At 69.0% G+C, this 16,415-nt stretch carries 15 protein-coding genes; 8 read left to right on the plus strand and 7 right to left on the minus strand.

Going from position 1 to position 16,415, the window contains the following annotated elements; genetic code table 11:
• Positions 1–84: 84 nt before the first annotated feature.
• The 3 genes from FHW84_RS06020 (at position 85) to FHW84_RS06030 (ending at position 2,993) form a co-directional block, all read left to right on the plus strand.
• Positions 85–1,440, plus strand: a complete 1,356-nt coding sequence (locus FHW84_RS06020) for a S41 family peptidase (protein WP_167253395.1) — start codon at positions 85–87, stop codon at positions 1,438–1,440.
• Positions 1,441–1,558: 118 nt separating this feature from the next.
• The gene (locus FHW84_RS06025; protein WP_167253802.1) at positions 1,559–2,188 is read left to right on the plus strand and encodes a thymidine kinase; all 630 of its coding nucleotides are present in this window, start codon (positions 1,559–1,561) and stop codon (positions 2,186–2,188) included.
• Positions 2,189–2,228: 40 nt separating this feature from the next.
• Positions 2,229–2,993: a hypothetical protein gene (locus FHW84_RS06030; RefSeq protein ID WP_167253397.1), complete on the plus strand. Its 765-nt coding sequence runs from the start codon at positions 2,229–2,231 to the stop codon at positions 2,991–2,993.
• Positions 2,994–3,127: 134 nt separating this feature from the next.
• Here FHW84_RS06030 and mutM read toward each other — a convergent pair whose 3' ends face one another.
• The 6 genes from mutM to FHW84_RS06060 all read right to left on the minus strand — a co-directional run bounded on the left by mutM (position 3,128) and on the right by FHW84_RS06060 (position 8,837).
• Positions 3,128–3,952: a bifunctional DNA-formamidopyrimidine glycosylase/DNA-(apurinic or apyrimidinic site) lyase gene (gene mutM / locus FHW84_RS06035; RefSeq protein ID WP_167253399.1), complete on the minus strand. Its 825-nt coding sequence runs from the start codon at positions 3,950–3,952 to the stop codon at positions 3,128–3,130.
• A 12-nt stretch (positions 3,953–3,964) separates the two neighbouring features.
• On the minus strand, positions 3,965–5,386 hold the full coding sequence (gndA, locus tag FHW84_RS06040; RefSeq protein ID WP_167253401.1) for an NADP-dependent phosphogluconate dehydrogenase: 1,422 nt from the start codon (positions 5,384–5,386) through the stop codon (positions 3,965–3,967).
• 97 nt (positions 5,387–5,483) lie between these two features.
• A complete protein-coding gene (locus FHW84_RS06045) occupies positions 5,484–5,966 on the minus strand; it encodes a hypothetical protein (protein ID WP_167253403.1) in 483 nt (160 codons plus the stop codon).
• Positions 5,963–7,315 carry a GldG family protein gene (locus FHW84_RS06050; RefSeq protein ID WP_167253405.1) on the minus strand — a complete coding sequence of 451 codons (1,353 nt, stop codon included), beginning with the start codon at positions 7,313–7,315 and terminating at the stop codon, positions 5,963–5,965. The genes FHW84_RS06045 and FHW84_RS06050 overlap by 4 nt, the downstream gene beginning before the upstream one ends.
• Complete coding sequence (locus FHW84_RS06055) at positions 7,315–8,103, minus strand: ABC transporter permease (RefSeq protein WP_167253407.1); 789 nt, start codon at positions 8,101–8,103, stop codon at positions 7,315–7,317. Before FHW84_RS06055 ends, FHW84_RS06050 begins: the two co-directional genes overlap by 1 nt.
• The gene (locus tag FHW84_RS06060) at positions 8,100–8,837 is read right to left on the minus strand and encodes an ABC transporter ATP-binding protein (protein WP_167253409.1); all 738 of its coding nucleotides are present in this window, start codon (positions 8,835–8,837) and stop codon (positions 8,100–8,102) included. Before FHW84_RS06060 ends, FHW84_RS06055 begins: the two co-directional genes overlap by 4 nt.
• Positions 8,838–8,998: 161 nt before the next feature.
• Between FHW84_RS06060 and FHW84_RS06065 the strand changes: the two genes are divergently transcribed.
• The gene (locus tag FHW84_RS06065; protein ID WP_167253411.1) at positions 8,999–10,195 is read left to right on the plus strand and encodes a fatty acid desaturase; all 1,197 of its coding nucleotides are present in this window, start codon (positions 8,999–9,001) and stop codon (positions 10,193–10,195) included.
• Positions 10,196–10,288: 93 nt separating this feature from the next.
• Positions 10,289–10,825, plus strand: coding sequence for a DUF4166 domain-containing protein (locus FHW84_RS06070; RefSeq protein ID WP_167253413.1), 537 nt, complete (start codon positions 10,289–10,291; stop codon positions 10,823–10,825).
• Between the two features lies 1 nt (position 10,826).
• Here FHW84_RS06070 and FHW84_RS06075 read toward each other — a convergent pair whose 3' ends face one another.
• Complete coding sequence (locus FHW84_RS06075) at positions 10,827–11,936, minus strand: saccharopine dehydrogenase NADP-binding domain-containing protein (protein ID WP_167253415.1); 1,110 nt, start codon at positions 11,934–11,936, stop codon at positions 10,827–10,829.
• 139 nt (positions 11,937–12,075) lie between these two features.
• On the opposite strand from FHW84_RS06075, the gene FHW84_RS06080 reads away from it, so the two are divergent.
• The 3 genes from FHW84_RS06080 to FHW84_RS06090 all read left to right on the plus strand — a co-directional run bounded on the left by FHW84_RS06080 (position 12,076) and on the right by FHW84_RS06090 (position 16,366).
• Positions 12,076–12,924 (plus strand): C2 family cysteine protease, encoded by an 849-nt coding sequence (locus FHW84_RS06080; RefSeq protein WP_167253417.1) that lies wholly within the window; start codon positions 12,076–12,078, stop codon positions 12,922–12,924.
• A 189-nt stretch (positions 12,925–13,113) separates the two neighbouring features.
• On the plus strand, positions 13,114–13,761 hold the full coding sequence (locus FHW84_RS06085) for a hypothetical protein (RefSeq protein ID WP_167253419.1): 648 nt from the start codon (positions 13,114–13,116) through the stop codon (positions 13,759–13,761).
• A gap of 118 nt (positions 13,762–13,879) precedes the next feature.
• Positions 13,880–16,366, plus strand: a complete 2,487-nt coding sequence (locus FHW84_RS06090; RefSeq protein ID WP_167253421.1) for a prolyl oligopeptidase family serine peptidase — start codon at positions 13,880–13,882, stop codon at positions 16,364–16,366.
• The last annotated feature ends 49 nt before the right edge of the window (positions 16,367–16,415 follow it).

Genomic DNA, 16,415 nt, shown 5'->3' on the forward strand with positions numbered 1-16,415 from the left:
TGCGTTGAATTCCGGTGTCCCCCCGTGGTCCAAGCGGCCTGCCGCCGTCCGCGGTGCACCCCCAAGCTTTCCCGGAGCAAGTTCATGCGGTTTTCCTCCCTGACCCTCGTCGCGCTGCTGCTGGCGGCCCCCGCGCTGCCGCTGCAGGCCCTGCCCGCGAAGGGCGCCAAGCCGGCGGCCGAACCGGCCAAGGCCGCTTCCGCCGCCGCGCCGGACGCGGTGGACATGGACGACATCCGCAACTTCAGCCGCGTCTACGAGATGGTGCGGCAGGCCTATGTGGAGAAGGTCGACAACAAGACCCTGATGAAGGCCGCGATCAGCGGCATGCTCACAGGCCTCGATCCGCACAGCGAATACCTCGACAAGGACGGCCTGGCCGAACTGAGCGAAGACACCACCGGCCAGTACGGCGGCTTGGGCATCGAAGTGCTGCAGGTGGACGGCACCCTGCGCATCGTCGCGCCGATCGACGACACCCCCGCCTCGCGCGCCGGCATCAAGCCGGGCGACACCATCGTCAAGATCGACGGCACGCCGGTCGACTCGGAAAACATCGACGACATGTTCAAGAAGCTGCGCGGCGACCCGGGCAGCAAGATCGTGCTGAGCATCCTGCACGAGAAGAGCGACAAGCCGGTGGACATGAGCCTGGTGCGCGAGCGCATCTCGGTCACCAGCGTGAAGGTGCGCGAGCTGGAGCCGGGCTATGCCTACGTGCGGCTCAGCCAGTTCCAGGACGACACCGCCGCGGACCTGGAAAAGAAGCTCGGCGAGCTGGTCAAGAAGAACGGCGCGCAGCGCGGCGTGGTGCTGGACCTGCGTTCCAATCCCGGCGGCCTGCTCACCGCGGCCGTAGGCGTGAGCGACGAGTTCCTCGACAGCGGCACCATCGTCACCACGCGCGGCCGCCTGCAGGACGCCAACCTGAGTTTCAGCGCGCATCCGGGCGACCTGCTCAACGGCGCGCCGATGGTGGTGCTGGTGGACAACGGCACGGCCTCGGCGGCGGAGATCGTCTCCGGCGCGCTGAAGGACAACCACCGCGCCCTGATCATCGGCCGGCGCACCTTCGGCAAGGGCGTGGTGCAGACCGTGCTGCCGCTGGATGCCGAGCATGCGGTGAAGATCACCACCGCGCGCTACTACACGCCCAGCGGCACCTCGATCCAGGCCGAAGGCATCAAGCCGGACATCGCCCTGGCCGACCTGGCGGTGAACAAGGCCGATAGCGCCGCCAGCCTGATCGGTTCGGAAGCGGACCTGCGCAACCACCTCGCCAACGAGGACGGCAGCAAGGACCGCAAGGCGATCGACAACGACGGCAGCGCCGAGAACGCCGAGCTGGCCACCAAGGACTATGCGCTGTCGCAGGCGCTGAACGTGCTGAAGGGCCTGTCGCTGAACCGCGGCAAGGCCGTGCAGACCGCCAGGCAGTAAGGCTCCGGCGTGGCCGCAGCGTGAAAGAAAGCGCCGCCTGCGGCGCTTTCCGCTTTATTACGCCAACCTCCAGTTGGCACGCGTTACCATGCGGGCCTTCTATTGCCCCGGCGCGATCATGGCCAAGCTCTATTTCTACTATTCGGCAATGAACGCCGGTAAGACCACCACCTTGCTGCAGAGCGCCTACAACTATCACGAGCGCGGCATGCGCACGCTCATCCTCACGCCGGCGCTGGACAACCGCTACGGCGAAGGCGTGGTCGCCTCGCGCATCGGCCTGAAGGCCAATGCGCGGCGCTTCCGCCCCGACGAAAACCTGCTGGCGCTGGTGGAGGCCGATATCGCCGCGCGCGGGCCGCTGCATTGCGTGTTCATCGACGAGGCGCAGTTCCTCGCCAAGGCGCAGGTGTGGCAGGCCAGCGACGTGGTGGACAAGCTCAACATCCCGGTGCTCGCCTTCGGCCTGCGCACCGATTTCCGCGGCGAGCTGTTCGAGGGCAGCCGCTATCTGCTGGCCTGGGCCGACAACCTGGAAGAGATCAAGACCATCTGCCATACCGGCCGCAAGGCCACCATGGTGGTGCGCGTGGACGAACACGGCCGCGCCGTCACCGAAGGCCCGCAGGTTGAGATCGGCGGCAACGACCGCTATGTCTCGGTCAGCCGCGCCGAATTCAAGAAGATCACCGAAGGCCACGGCCGCATCGAATTGCAGCAGCCGGTCTTGCCGCTGGGCGAACACTGACCCGCGGCGCGGCATGGCCGCCCACCACAAGGAATTCCCCATGAATGCACCGATCCGCATCCCCGCCTGGCAGCGTCCCCACTGGCATCCCGGCGGCGAGGAGATCTACCTGCACTACTACGTGTTCGGGAATTTCCAGAACGTGCGCGTGCCTTCCGCACCCTACGGCAGCGACGGCCTGCCGCACGGCATCGAGGTGAGCAACCACCATCATTCGGCGCTGCGCTCGTGGGAGGGCTATCCGCTCAAGGGCGAGCTCGGCCGTTTGTTCAAGGAAGAAGCGCCTGACGCCTACCGCGCCGCGGTGGATGCGCCGCAGGTGATGATCCTGCGCGGCACCCTGCCGGACCAGGGCGACGTGGGTTATCTGCGCGACACCCTGGGCGTGGTGGCGGGCCTGCTCGATATCGGCGGCGTGGCCGTGCTCGATCCGCAGATCGTCACGCTGTTCGGCGCCGATGCGTGGCGCAGCCATTACCTGGTGCGCGACGGCGCGCCGATCCGCAACCACCTGCTGATCCTGCGCGACGACGAAGACAACGGCGACGGCTACTGGATCCGCACCCGCGGCATGCGCAAGTTCGGCCGTCCGGACGTGAGCCTGCGCCATGTGCCCGAAGGCGACAGCGACCGCGCCGGCATGCTGTGCGAGCGGCTGGCGGAGATGCAGGCGCTGGGTGCGCACTTCGCCGACGGGCAGGCGCTGGAAGCCGACGGCATGCGCGGCTTCGTGGCGAAGCTCGGCGGCAGCGCGGTGGAAGCGCCGTTCTACAACACCTACGTCGAATTCCGCTGGCCGCATTGATCCTCGCCGCCGGGGTAGGTTGGGGTGAGCACAGCGAACCCCAACGTGGCGACCTTCAAACGCAGCGCATCGTTGGGGTCCGCTGCGCTCACCCCAACCTACGCCGGACTACGCCGGACGTTGCGGGCCGGAGTTTATTTCTGGCAGCGCGGGCACCAGAACGTCGAACGCTGCCCCAGCACCACCTGGCGGATCGCCGTGCCGCAGGTCCGGCACGGCTCGCCTTCGCGGCCGTACACCTGCAGCTCGCGCACGAAGTAGCCGGGCATGCCGTCCGGATTGATGAAGTCGCGCAGCGTGGTGCCGCCACGCTCGATCGCCCAGGCCAGGATGCGCTTCACCTCGGCGGCCAGGCGCGCATAGCGCGCACGCGAGACGGAACCGGCCGCGCGGCGCGGATCGATGCCGGCGGCGAACAGCGCCTCGCTCGCATAGATATTGCCCACGCCCACCACCACGGCGTTGTCCATCAGGAACAGCTTCACCGCCGCCGTGCGGCCGCGCGACATCCGCCATAGCAGGTCGCCGTCGAAGTCGTCGGTGAGCGGTTCCAGGCCGAGGTTTTCCAGCAGTTCGTGGGTGGTGTCCGGCGCTTGCCACAGCAGGCAGCCGAAGCGCCGCGCGTCGGTGAAGCGCAGCACGCGCGCCCCGGTGGTGGCGGCTTCCAGCCCGAGATCGACGTGGTCGTGCTTGCCCACCGGCGCATCCGCCGGCAGCACGCGCAGCACGCCGGTCATGCCCAGATGCAGCAGCGCGCTGCCTGCGGCGGTATGCAGCAGCAGGTATTTCGCGCGGCGCTCGACGTCCTCGATGCGCTGCCCCGGCAACAGCTCGCCGATCTCCGGCGGAATCGGCCAGCGCAGATCCGGCCGGCGCAGCACCACCGAGGTGATGCGCCGGCCGATCAGATGCGGGGCGATGCCGCGCCGGGTGGTTTCGACTTCGGGCAGTTCAGGCACGGCGCGAGCTGCTCAGGACCAGTCGGCGTGGAAGCTGCCGGGGCGGTCGACGCGCTCGAACGTATGCGCGCCGAAGTAATCGCGCTGCGCCTGCACCAGGTTCGCCGGCAAACGCTCGGCGCGGTAGCTGTCGTAGTAGGCGATCGCCGAGGCGAAACCCGGCACCGCCACGCCGGCCTGCACCGCGGCGGAAACCACGTCGCGCAGCGCCTGCTGGTATTGCGCGGCGATATCGCGGAAGTACGGATCGAGCAGCAGGTTGGCCAGCGCCGCGTCGCGCGCGTAGGCGTCGGTGATCTTTTGCAGGAAGCGCGCGCGGATGATGCAGCCGGCGCGGAAGATCTTGGCGATGGTGCCGTAGGGCAGGTTCCACTTGTACTCGTCGGAAGCCGCGCGCAGCTGCGCGAAACCCTGCGCATAGGAGACGATCTTGCTCAGGTACAGCGCGCGGCGCACCGATTCGATAAACGCCGCGCGGTCGCCCGCGAACGGCTTCGCGTCCGGACCGGCCAGCACCTTGCTCGCGGCGACGCGCTCGTCCTTCAGCGCGGACAGCAGGCGCGCGAACACCGATTCGGTGATCAGCGGCAGCGGCACGGCCAGGTCCAGCGCGCTCTGGCTGGTCCACTTGCCGGTGCCCTTCTGCGCGGCGCGGTCGAGGATGATGTCGACCATGGCCTTGCCCGTATCCGGGTCTTTCTTGCCGAAGATGTCGGCGGTGATGGCGATCAGATAGCTGTCGAGTTCGCCCTGGTTCCAGTCGGTATAGACCTTGCCCAGCTCTTCGTTGGACAAGCCCAGCACCTGCTTGAGCACGGCGTAGCTCTCGGAGATGAGCTGCATATCGCCGTACTCGATGCCGTTGTGCACCATCTTCACGTAATGGCCGGCGCCGTTCGGGCCCATGTAGGCCACGCAGGGTTCGCCGTCCGGCGCGCGCGCGGCGATCTCGGTCAGCACCGGCGCCACCAGGTCGTACGCATCGCGCGGGCCGCCCGGCATGATCGACGGTCCGTGCAGCGCGCCTTCCTCGCCGCCGGACACGCCGGTGCCGATGAAGTGCAGGCCGGCGTCGTTCAATTCCCGTTCGCGGCGGATGGTGTCCTGGAAGAAAGTATTGCCGCCGTCGATCAGCACGTCGCCTTTATCCAGCAGCGGCTTCAGTTCCGCGATGGTGGCGTCGGTGGGTTCGCCCGCCTTCACCATCAGCAGGATGCGCCGCGGCTTCTGCAGCGAGTCGACGAAGTCCTGCACGCTGTAGCTGGGCACCAGGCGCTTGTCCGGATGCTCGGCCATGACCTCGTCGGTCTTCTCGCGGCTGCGGTTGTAGATGGCCACGGTGTGGCCGCGGCTCTCGATGTTGAGCGCGAGATTGCGGCCCATCACGGCCATGCCGACGACGCCGATGACAGGTTGCTCGACCGAACGATTCATGCGGATGCTCCCAGGGAGGATGACGGGAATGCCTCGGATATGGGGAGGTCGCCGGGGCATGCAAGGTGCCCCGCATCATACGCAGGCCGGTGCGCGCTCAGGGCGCCTTGGCGGTGTTCGCCTTGGCCGGGCGCGGCGTGAAACGTACCGGGACCAGGGCCACGCGATCGCCCGCGCGCACGTAGCGCAGCGGGCCGGTGACGGCGACTTCGCCGAAACCCAGCGCCTGCCCGTCCAGCGTCAGCACCACCGGCGGCGGCGCCAGGCCGATCTTCGCCGGATCGAATTCCGCCAGCGGCCGCCAGCTCTGCACCGGCGCGGCGGCGGTGGCGGCGAGATCTTCCAGGCGGCCTTCGTCGACCGGCAGGGTGGTGCCGTCGACGGCCTGCCAGTGGCCGTCGCGCCTGGCGTAGTGCTCGGTGACGCCGCCGTGCCAGGCCAGGTCGATGCGCTGCACCGCGGCCGGATCGAGATCGAGCAGGCTGCCCAGCGCCTGCGCGCGGTCGTGCCGCCATTGCCAGCCGGCGCCGGCCAGCAGCGCTGCGGCGATCGCCACGAACACCAGCGTGCCGCGCTTCATGCGCGGCGCCGGCGCCAGGCGATCAGCCCGCCGAGCAGCAGCAGGCCCAGCGGCAGCGCCAGCAGGAAGCCGAACGTGACCGCGTTCAACTGGCCCTGGCTGAGCTGCATCGCGCGATCCGGCGCGCCGCGCGGCGGCAGGTTGACCAGGGCGTCGTCGCCCAGCAGCCAGTCGAACACGCGCTCGCCCAGCGCGCGGTTGCCGCCGTTGCCGAGGAACGTGTTGGAGAGGAAATCGCCGTCGCCGATCATCGCCACGCGCTGCTCGCTCTTGTCCGGGCTGGGCGAGAGGCGCGCGAAGGTCAGGCCGAAATCGAGCGGGCCTTTCAGCTCGCCGGCATCGGCGTCGTAGCGGATGCTGCTGCTGCCGTCGTTGCCGATCGGCTGGAATTCGGTCCAGCTCTGCGGCCCCGAGCGCAGGAACGGCTGCACTTCCCACTCGCCGCGGCGCGCCAGCGCCAGTGCCGACACCTGCGGGAACAGCGTGGTGAGCGTGAGGCCGCGGGTGATCGCGTGCACGGGATAGCTGCCCACGGTGATCAGGCGCGGGTCCTTCAGGCCCAGCGCGGCGCCCTGGCCGTCCACCAGCACGCCGGGCAGCACGTGCACGCCCAGCGCATCGGCCAGCGGCTGCAGGCCGAGGTCGTCGTTGGAAGGCTCGGTCAGCCACAGCAGGTTGCCGCCGGCGGCGACGTAGTCGGTGAGCGCCTTTACCGCGCCTTGCGGCAGCGCCAGCGTCGGTCCGGCCAGCACCACCAGGTCGGTGTGCTGCGGCACCGCGGTCACCTGCGCGAAGTTCAGCGGCACCGCGCGCATGCCGCGGCTTTCCAGCTGCGTCATGAACATGCCCAGGTCCGCGTTGGCCTTGCCGTCCGCGCGGCGCTCGCCGTCGCCGGTGACGAAGGCCACGATGCGCTCGCCGCCGCGCGCCAGGCGTTCCAGCGCATTGGTGAGGCTGCGTTCGGACAGCTCGTCCAGGCGCTCCTCGCGGTTGCCGTAGTGCAGGATCAGCGCGCCGTCGACGGTGATGCCGAGCTCGCGCATCTTCGCAGGGTCCTGCTGCGGATCGACGAAGCGCAGGGTGAGGTCGTGCTTGAAGCGGCGGTAGCGCTCGATAAAGCTGGCCACCGTCTGGCGCAGGTCGCCCTGCGGGTTCGCATAGCTGACGATCTCGACCGGGCCCTTGAGCGCGTCGAGCACGGCACGGCTTTCGGGTGAGAGGCTGGAGCGGCTGTCGTGGCTCCAGTCGGCGACGTAGTCGTGGCGATACGTGAGGTAGCCGGCCGCGCCCGCGGCGGCGAACAGCGCCAGCGCGAACAGCCAGCCGCGCAGGGTTCCGGTCAGTCGCATCAGCCACGCTCCTTGTCGGCGGCGACGCGGCGTATCGCCAGCGTCAGCGCGATGGCGATCACCAGCGCGAACCAGGCCAGGTCGGCGCTGGACACCAGGCCGCGCAGCAGGGCTTCCAGATGCGTGCTCAGCGACAGCCAGTTCCACAGCCCGTTGCCGATGCCGGCCTTCTGCGCCGCCAGGTTGGCGGTGAACAGCGCCAGCCCCAGCGTCAGGCTGGCGGTGGCGGCCACGGCCGGCAGCGAGGCGAAGGCCGAGCAGGCCACGCCGAGCGCGCCCAGCGCGGCGAGCGTCAGCGCCAGGCCCAGCACGGCGGCGGCGAACTTGCCCCAGTCCAGTTCGGTGCCGTGCGCCAGGCTCAGCGGCATGGCCACCGTCAGCGCCAGCCAGCCCAGCAGCCACAGCAGCACGGCCAGGTACTTGCCCAGCACGATGGCCGCCGGCGAGGTGCCGCTGGAGGCCAGCAGGGGCAGGGTGCCATTGGCGCGGTCGCCGGCCAGGGTCGACATGGTCAGCAGCGGCACCACCAGCAGGGCCAGCTCGGTAAGGCCGAACGGCAGCACGCCCATGGTCAGCGTGCTGCCCAGCAGCGGGACGCCGACCAGGTCGGTATAGCCGGGGCCGCCGGGCAGGGCGGCCAGCTTCACCTGGTTGTCGAGGAAGCTGCCCAGCAGCAGCACGAAGCGCCAGGCCAGCTGGGCCAGGGTCAGCGCGGCCAGCACCCAGGCCAGGGGACGGACCAGCAGGCGGCGCAGCTCAAGGCGGGCCACGGACAACGTCGAACTCATGCGGCCTGGTCCTTCCCGCTCATCGCGATCTCGAAAAACGTCTGTTCCAGCGCCTCGTGCCCGCCGTCCAGCGCGGCATCGTGGCGCAGCTGGCCCTCGTGCAGGATCGCCACGCGGTCGCACACGGCGGTGGTTTCGGCCAGCAGGTGGGTGGACAGGATCACCGCGGCGCCGGCGGCGGCTTCCTCGCGGATGACCTTGCGCAGCGCGGCCACCTGGACCGGGTCCAGCGCATTGCCGGGTTCGTCCAGCACCAGCAGCTTCGGCTTGTGCAGCACCGCGCAGGCCAGGCCCAGCCGCTGGCGCTGGCCCTGCGACAGCACCCCGGCCAGGCGGCGCAGCAGCGGGGCCAGTTCCAGGCGCTCGATGGTGGACTCGCAGGCCTGCTTCAGTCCGCTGGCGCGTAATCCGCGCAGGCGGCCATGGGCTTGCAGATGTTCCAAAACGGTCAGTTCCGGCCAATGGGGGGCACGTTCGGGCAGCCAGCCGATCAGCCCGCGGGCCCGTTCCGGGTGCTCGGCGAACACCTCTCCGTCCAGTTCGATATGGCCTTCGTGCGGCTGGAGCGCACCGGCGATCATGGCCAGCGTGGTGGACTTGCCCGCCCCGTTGACGCCCAGCAGGCCAAGGATCTGGCCGCGGTCCAGCGTCAGGCTGAGACGCTCCACGGCCGGACGCCCGGCGCGCAGGCGCCGAACCTGATCAAGCTTTAACAGGGGGTATGGCAGAGTCATTGCATGATTGTCACGGCGCCCCCACCGTTTGAACAGACGGCGGGGGCGTTCTTGCGCGCTGAAACACGTTCTGCGGCATCGTGGCGCAGGCATGATTTCCCATGCTGGTGGGTACGGAAACCCTCGATTAGACTGACTTTTCACCCTACTGAGTGTTTCCCATGCTCGACGCAGTGCTGAACTTCCTGTCCAACGGCCTCACCGGGGCCAGTTGGGTCGCCATGCTGGTCTTCCTGCTGGTGATGACGCAGCTCACCATCTTCACGGTGACGCTGTACCTGCACCGCAGCCAGACCCATCGCGGCGTGGACTTCCACCCCGCCCTGGCCAACTTCTTCCGCTTCTGGGGCTGGCTCACCACCGGCATGGTGGTGAAGGAGTGGGTGGCCGTGCACCGCAAGCACCACGCCAAGGTGGAGACCGAGGAAGATCCGCACAGCCCGCAGATCTACGGCATCAAGAAGGTGTTCTGGGACGGCGTGTCGCTGTACCGCGACGCCAGCTACATCAAGGAAGACCTGGAGAAGTACGGCCGCGGCACCCCGGATGACTGGATCGAGCGCAAGCTGTTCGGCGGCCACCCCTACTGGGGCCCGACCCTGATGCTGCTGATCGACCTGGCGCTGTTCGGCGTGATCGGCGCGGCCATCTGGGCCGTGCAGATGATCTGGATCCCGTTCTGGGCCGCCGGCTTCGTCAACGGCATTGGCCACTGGTGGGGTTACCGCAACTTCGAGAGCGCCGACACGGCCACCAACCTGGCGCCGTGGGGTGTGTGGATCGGCGGCGAAGAGCTGCACAACAACCACCACGCTTTCCCCAGCTCCGCCAAGTTCGCCCTGCGCAAGTGGGAGTTCGATATCGGCTGGGCGGTGATCTGCGCCCTGCGCGCGGTGGGCCTGGCCAAGGTGATGCGCGTGGCGCCCACCCTGGACATCCGCCCGAACGTGCACCTGCCCGACGCCGAGACGCTGAAGGCCGTGCTCACCCATCGCTTCCAGGCGATGACCGACTACTACCGCGGCGTGATCGTGCCGACCCTGCGCGACGAAGCCCAGCACGCCGGCGAAAGCCTCAAGGCGATGCCGCGCCGCATGCGCCGCTCGCTGGCCGACGGTGGCCGCTGGCTGGACAACGAAGGCCGCGAGCGCCTGCAGGCTGCCCTGGCCAAGCGCCCGACCCTGCGCACCGTGTGCGATTTCCGCACCCGCCTGGCCGAACTGATGGAACAGCGCGGCGCCGAGCAGAGCCTAAAGGGTCTGCAGCAGTGGATCGCCGAAGCCGAGCAGAGCGGCATCCGCGTGCTGCAGGACTTCGCGCAGCGCCTGAAGGGTTATGCGGTGAGCGGCGCGGCTTAAGCGCGGCGCCTGTCGACATAAAAAAGCCCGCCGATCGGCGGGCTTTTTTTATGGGCGCTTGTCCGCCACGTACTAGCCACGGATGATCGCGCGATGCCCGAGCCTCTCTTCCCCGTCTTGATCGGTCCGGCCGACTGGCCGCTGCTCGCCGCGCCGGTGCGGCGCATGCACGGCGGCGCGGCTTCGCTGAGCGCGCACGGCGTGGCGCAGGTCGACGGCGCACGCCATCCCTTCGCGCGCCTGCTGCGCCGCGTGCTCGGCCTGCCGGAACCCGGTGCGGACCAGGCCATCGCGCTCAGCATCGAACGCGCGGAAGGGCGCGAAACCTGGACGCGCAGCTTCGCCAACGGCCGCATGCGCTCCACCCTGGAACGCGCCACGGACGGCACGCGTCTGCGCGAACGCCTCGGCCCGGTCTCGCTGTACTTCGCCCTGCGCCGCGACGGCGACGCGATCGACTGGCAACTGCAGCAGGGCCGACTGCTCGGACTGCCGCTGCCGCGTGCCATGTTCGGCAGCGTGTTCTCCCGCAGCCTCGCGGAAGACGGGCGCTACGTGTTCCATATCGATACGCGCCTGCCGCTGCTCGGGCAGTTGATCGCCTACCGCGGCTGGCTCGACATCGACTGACTTACTCGAACGTTTCGACGCCCGTGCGCAGCGCATAGCCGTCGAAACCCGCTTCGATCTGTTCCAGTGTCAGCAGGCCCACGCATGGCGTCGCGCCTTTGGCGTCGATCCGTCCATCCGCCATGCGGCGCGCCAGCACCACGGCAGGCGTCACCGGCACCTGCGGGCCGTCGCCCGCGTCCGCGCTCAGCCACCAGCGCAGTTTCAGCGGACGCCCATCGGCGGCGATGCCGCCCAGCTCCACCGTCATGCCGCCCACCTCGGAGCCGAAGCGCAGAAACAGCTCGCTGAAGCGCCGCAGTGCGGGCGCATACGCGGCCAAGTTGCGGATCAAGCCCAGCCGCACCAGCACCGCCGCGCACCAGGTGCCACCTTGCAGCAGCGGCAGTTCGAGGCCGGCGCGGAACATCACGGTGCGTACCTGCCGATAGCGCGCGGGGAACAGATCCAGGTCCGGAATCTCGCACGCGCCCACGCGCCGCCGGCCGAAAGGAAAGCGCTGCATGCGGCTGTCCATCCAGCCATGCGTCACCTGCCAGCGCCCATCGCGCCATACGCGGATCGGACGGCCGCAATAGCCCAGGATCGACGCCACCGTGGCGTCGCCGCGCGGCGTCCGGTTGCCGGGGTTGATGGTGTGCTCGATCGTTTCCAGCATGGCGAAGCGCGGCAGCAGCGCATCCACGGCCGCGGCGCTCAAGGCCGGCACGCTGGAGGCGCCGGTGACCAGCAGTCGCCCCGCCGCCAGCGCGCGTTCGTGCAGGCGTTCGATGCCGGTGACGAAGCCGCGGCCATCGGCCAGGTCGACATAGTCGCTGCCCGCGGCGAGGCAGGCTTCCGCCACGCGATAGTCCTGGCCCTGGAACGGGCCGGCGGTGTGGATCACCAGTTGCGGCTGCAGCGCGGCGAGCGCCGCGGCGAAGCGCGCATCGCCGGTGTCGAGCGTGGCGATGCGGACGGAGGGATCTTCAAACGACGCGCGCATCGCTTCCAATGCGTCGCGCCGCCGCCCGGCCAGCACCAGTTCGAAGCGCGCATCGCGCGCCAGCCGCTGCGCCACGCGCGAACCGAACACGCCGGTCGCGCCGATCACCACCACCCGCAAGGCCATCCCTGGGCTCCGCTCGCCAAAGCGGGCATTACAGCATGACCTGGGGGTGGCCCTAGGTAGGGATCGACCTAGCTAGGCCGTGCGGCGGCCCATCGGGTTTCATGCGATGCACAGGGTTTCCACGGTCCGGAGCAAGATCATGTCCAGCGTCAACGTCGCGTTCGCCGGTGTCGATATCCAGCGCTTCCTCGGCCTGGCCGAACACAACCCGGTGCTGGATCCGAAGATCGGCCCCGACAACAGCGCGCCGAACCGCTCGCTCTACAACAGTGCCAATGGCCAGCCGGACTTCTCCAACAGCAGCCAGCCCAATCCCAATGACGTGAAGCAGGAAGGCTACGGCGACTGCTATTTCGACGCGAGCATCGCGGCGCTGGCGCAGCAGCATCCGGATCAGATCAAGAACATGATCCACGACAACGGCAATGGCACCTTCACCGTGACTTTCCCGCACCAGAAGGACAACAGCGCCGGCAACCTGTGGGGCTTGTTCGGCGACGACTATCACGACGTGAAGATCACCGTCAGCGACAAGGACCTGCCGTCCAACGGCACCAGCTCCAGCGACGGCACCGCCAAGTGGCCGGAGGTGCTGGAAGCGGCCTACGCCAAGATGCAGGGCGGCTACGACGCGATCGGCAACGGCGGCCATCCCGCCGACGCGATGACCGCGCTGACCGGCAAGAGCGCCGATGCCTATTCGCCGAAGGACGGTGCCGGCAAGATCGAGCAGGCGCTGAAGGACGGCAAGCTGGTGACCATCGCCACGCCCGAATCCGACGGCGACCAGGCCGGCATGGAAGCCGGCAAGAATCCGCATGGCCTGGTGGGTGGCCATGCCTACACGGTGACCGGCGTGTGCACCGGGCCGGATGGCAAGAAGTATCTGGAGCTGCGCAATCCCTGGGGTTTCGATCAGCCGCAGAACATCCCGCTCGACCAGATCAACGACGGTTCGATCGATGAAGTGGAGATCGGCAACGCCTGAGCCATGCGCCGCGCTGTGATGGCGGTCATCCGCCATCGACAAACCGCGTGGCAAGCTCGACCGATGAACGTCATCGATGCAGGCCAGTTCAAGGCGAGGCGCCCCAGCGCGGGGCGCCTTGTCGCGTTCGCGGCGCTGCTGCTACTTTCGGCCGGCACTTCCGCAGGGTCGACGCAGGCAGGGAAATCCATGTCCAGCTCCAGCGATCAGCACCAGGCCGCCTCGGCGCAAGTCCCCGCAGACATCGAGATCCTCCGCGGTCGCGCCGGCGTGATCGGCCGCTCGCGCGTGGGCGTGTCGTCCATCGTCGCCACGCCGCCGCCGTTCCAGGGCGCGATGCCCGGCGCGCGCGCCACCTTGATCGAAATGCGCGACGCGCCGATGCACGTCGAAAGCACCATGGTGCTGGGCGAGAAGATGCTGCTGCCGCTGGCCGACGGCCTGCATCGCGTGAGCAAGCTCGCCACGCCCAGCGAAAGCGACCGCCAGGGCCATGTGGCGATCGACGCCGAAGCGGCGCGTGCGGGTTCGCCCAATACGGTGTTCGCCAGCGAGGAAGGCCGGCTGCGCATCGGCGGGCCGGAAGTGAAAGCCGCCTACGACCTGCGCGTGCTGGCATGGACGCCGGACAAGCACGCGCCGCAGAGCGCCACCGTCGAGTGGCTGACCGCCGCCTTCCCGCGCGACAGCGTGCCGGCGCAGCAGATCCGGCAGCAGGTGGTGAAAGCGGGCGACCGGCTGCAGGTCGGCAGCGCCACGCTCACGGTCAAGGCCGTCGAAGGCCAGACGCAGGACCATCCGGCCTGGATCGAATTCGAGCTCACGCCCGGCGCTTGAACGCGGCGCCGCGGCTTCCCCCTACATGACTAACAGCATGGCGGTGCCGCTGCTCGCAGCGGTGTAACTTCCTACGGTCGCGCCCGCCATTCGGGGCGCCCCTCCAGGAGACCGCACGATGCCGTCCGCCAACCCCAGGGCACTCGCCCTTGCCGCCGCCTTGCTCGCCTGCCTGCCCGCCGCCGTGCTGGCCGGCTACGACAAGCCGCCCGAGCCGCTGCTGGGCCTGATGCACGCGCCGCTGCCGGCGATCCCGATGCTCGACCCCACCCGCTCGCGCATGCTGCTGGTCGAGCAGTCGCAGTACCCGCCGATCGCGCGCGTGGCCGAGCCTTATCTCAAGCTCGCCGGCCTGCGCATCGAGCCGGCCAATCATGCGCGGCACGATGCGTCGAGCGGCTACGGCATCCGCACCTGCCTGAAGAGCTTCACCGTGGAAGACGTGGCCAGCCACAAGCAGCTGCCGGTGACGCTGCCGGCCGACGCCTGCCCGAGCGCGCCGCAGTGGTCGCCCGATGGCCGCCGCTTCGCCTTCGCCAACACCACGAAGGAACGCACCGAGCTGTGGCTGGGCGATGCGCTCACCGGCCAGGTGCGCCGCGTGGAAGGCGTGTGGCTCAACCCGGTGATGGAAGACGACGTGCAATGGCTGCACGGCAGCGATTCGCTGCTGGTGAAGCAGGTGCCGGCGAATCTCGGCGCCGCGCCGAAGGTGAGCGAGACCTCCGGGCCGGAGATCAAGGAATCGATCGGCGGCAAGGGCGAGAGCAGCACCTACGAAGCCCGCGACACGCTGGGCAGTCCCGAAGACGAAGCCTTGTTCGAGTACTACGGCACCGCGCAGCTTGCCGTGGTCGACGCGGCCAGCGGCAGCGTCAAGGCGGTGGGCAAGCCGGGCGTGCTCGCCGGTGTGTCCGGCGCGCCGGATGGCGAGCACGTGCTGGTGGAAACGCTGAAGAAGCCGTACTCGTACGTCACCACCTACGAGCGTTTTGCCCGCGACGTCAGCGTGCTCGACGTGCGCACCGGCCAGTCCACCGCGATCGCTTCGCTGCCGGTGGCCGACCGCGTGCCGGTGCGCGGCGTGCCGGTGGGGCCGCGCGATTTCGACTGGCGCGCCAACGCGCCGGCCACCCTGGTATGGCCGGAGGCGCTGGACCAGGGCGACTGGAAGGTGAATGTCCCGCAGCGTGACAAGGTAATGCTGTGGAGCGCGCCGTTCAGCGGCAAGCCGCAGGAAGTGGCGCGCACCACCCAGCGCTACAGCGGCATGCGCTGGCTGGCGCAGGGCGACGAGCCCTTCGTCTACGAGTACGACGCCAACAAGCGCTGGATCCGCATCACGCGCATCGACGTCGCGCATCCCTCGAAGCCCGCGCGCACGGTGTGGGATTACTCGATGGACGAGAACTACAAGCAGCCCGGCTCGCTGCTGATGCAGCAGCTGCCGAACGGTGCGCGCGTGGTGCGGCAGGAAGGCGATTACGTCTACCTGGCCGGCACCGGCGGCACGCCGCAGGGGGACCGGCCTTTCCTCGACCGCTACGCCTTGTCCAGCGGGCGCACCGAGCGCCTGTTCCGCGGCGACGGCGCGGATCACTACGAAAGCGCGCTGGCGGTGCTGCCGGGCGGCGAGCGCTTCATCACCGCGCGGCAGTCGCCGGCCGAGCCGCCGAACCTGTTCCTGCATGCGCTGGGCGCGCCGGTGAGCGACGCCAAGCCGGGCGAAGCGGTGTTCGCTTCAAGCAGCGAGGCGATCACGCATATCGCCGACCCGACGCCGCAGGTGCGCGGCATCGCCAAGCGGCTGGTCACCTACAAGCGCAAGGATGGCGTGGAACTGTCGTTCACCCTGTACACGCCGCCGGGCTACAAGGAAGGCACGCGCCTGCCGGCCGTGCTGTATGCCTATCCGCAGGACTTCGCCGACCCGAGCAAGGCCGGGCAGGTGAGCGGATCGCAGCAGAAGTTCGATCTGCTGCGCGGCTATCGCCTGCTGCTGCTGTCGGGCTACGCCATCATCGACAACGCGTCGTTCCCGATCGTCGGCGATCCGCGCACCGCGTACGACACCTATGTCGAGCAACTGGTGATGGACGCGCAGGCCGCGGTGGACAAGGCCGTGGAGCTGGGCGTGGTCGACCGCGAGCGCATCGGCGTCACCGGCCACAGCCACGGCGCGCTGATGACCGCCAACCTGCTCGCGCATACCGATCTGTTCCGCGCCGGCGTCGCCACCAGCGGCGGCTACAACAAGGACCTCACCCCGTTCGGCTTCCAGAACGAGCGCCGCTCGCTGTGGCAGGCGCCGCAGGTGTACGAGCAGGCTTCGGCTTTCTTCAATGCCGACAAGATCAAGTCGCCGCTGCTGATCATGCACGGCATGGACGACGCCAACCCCGGCACCGAGCCGGTGCAGTCGCCCAAGCTGTTCCAGGCCATCCGCGGCCTGGGCGGCACCACGCGCCTGGTGATGCTGCCGCACGAGCCGCACTGGTATACGGCGATGGAGTCGAACGAGCAGGAGGTGTACGAGATGCTCACCTGGTTCGACAAGTATGTGAAGAACGCCGCGCCGAAGGAGCAGGGCAAGGCCGCGCCTTGAAGTCGATGCCGGCGTGGGCGTTTCGTCGGCGCCGGCATCGTGCCGCCAT

The organism is Dyella sp. SG562, assembly GCF_011759495.1.
In the GTDB taxonomy this organism is placed as follows: domain Bacteria; phylum Pseudomonadota; class Gammaproteobacteria; order Xanthomonadales; family Rhodanobacteraceae; genus Dyella_D; species Dyella_D marensis.

What these genes read in the sequence shown, in the direction of transcription:
- FHW84_RS06020 (WP_167253395.1), top strand. Translation starts at nt 85, where the DNA reads ATGCGGTTTTCCTCCCTGACCCTCGTCGCGCTGCTGCTGGCGGCCCCC.
- FHW84_RS06025 (WP_167253802.1), top strand. Translation starts at nt 1,559, where the DNA reads ATGGCCAAGCTCTATTTCTACTATTCGGCAATGAACGCCGGTAAGACC.
- FHW84_RS06030 (WP_167253397.1), top strand. Translation starts at nt 2,229, where the DNA reads ATGAATGCACCGATCCGCATCCCCGCCTGGCAGCGTCCCCACTGGCAT.
- gndA (WP_167253401.1), bottom strand. Translation starts at nt 5,386, where the DNA reads ATGAATCGTTCGGTCGAGCAACCTGTCATCGGCGTCGTCGGCATGGCC.
- FHW84_RS06045 (WP_167253403.1), bottom strand. Translation starts at nt 5,966, where the DNA reads ATGAAGCGCGGCACGCTGGTGTTCGTGGCGATCGCCGCAGCGCTGCTG.
- FHW84_RS06050 (WP_167253405.1), bottom strand. Translation starts at nt 7,315, where the DNA reads ATGCGACTGACCGGAACCCTGCGCGGCTGGCTGTTCGCGCTGGCGCTG.
- FHW84_RS06055 (WP_167253407.1), bottom strand. Translation starts at nt 8,103, where the DNA reads ATGAGTTCGACGTTGTCCGTGGCCCGCCTTGAGCTGCGCCGCCTGCTG.
- FHW84_RS06060 (WP_167253409.1), bottom strand. Translation starts at nt 8,837, where the DNA reads ATGACTCTGCCATACCCCCTGTTAAAGCTTGATCAGGTTCGGCGCCTG.
- FHW84_RS06065 (WP_167253411.1), top strand. Translation starts at nt 8,999, where the DNA reads ATGCTCGACGCAGTGCTGAACTTCCTGTCCAACGGCCTCACCGGGGCC.
- FHW84_RS06070 (WP_167253413.1), top strand. Translation starts at nt 10,289, where the DNA reads ATGCCCGAGCCTCTCTTCCCCGTCTTGATCGGTCCGGCCGACTGGCCG.
- FHW84_RS06075 (WP_167253415.1), bottom strand. Translation starts at nt 11,936, where the DNA reads ATGGCCTTGCGGGTGGTGGTGATCGGCGCGACCGGCGTGTTCGGTTCG.
- FHW84_RS06080 (WP_167253417.1), top strand. Translation starts at nt 12,076, where the DNA reads ATGTCCAGCGTCAACGTCGCGTTCGCCGGTGTCGATATCCAGCGCTTC.
- FHW84_RS06085 (WP_167253419.1), top strand. Translation starts at nt 13,114, where the DNA reads ATGTCCAGCTCCAGCGATCAGCACCAGGCCGCCTCGGCGCAAGTCCCC.
- FHW84_RS06090 (WP_167253421.1), top strand. Translation starts at nt 13,880, where the DNA reads ATGCCGTCCGCCAACCCCAGGGCACTCGCCCTTGCCGCCGCCTTGCTC.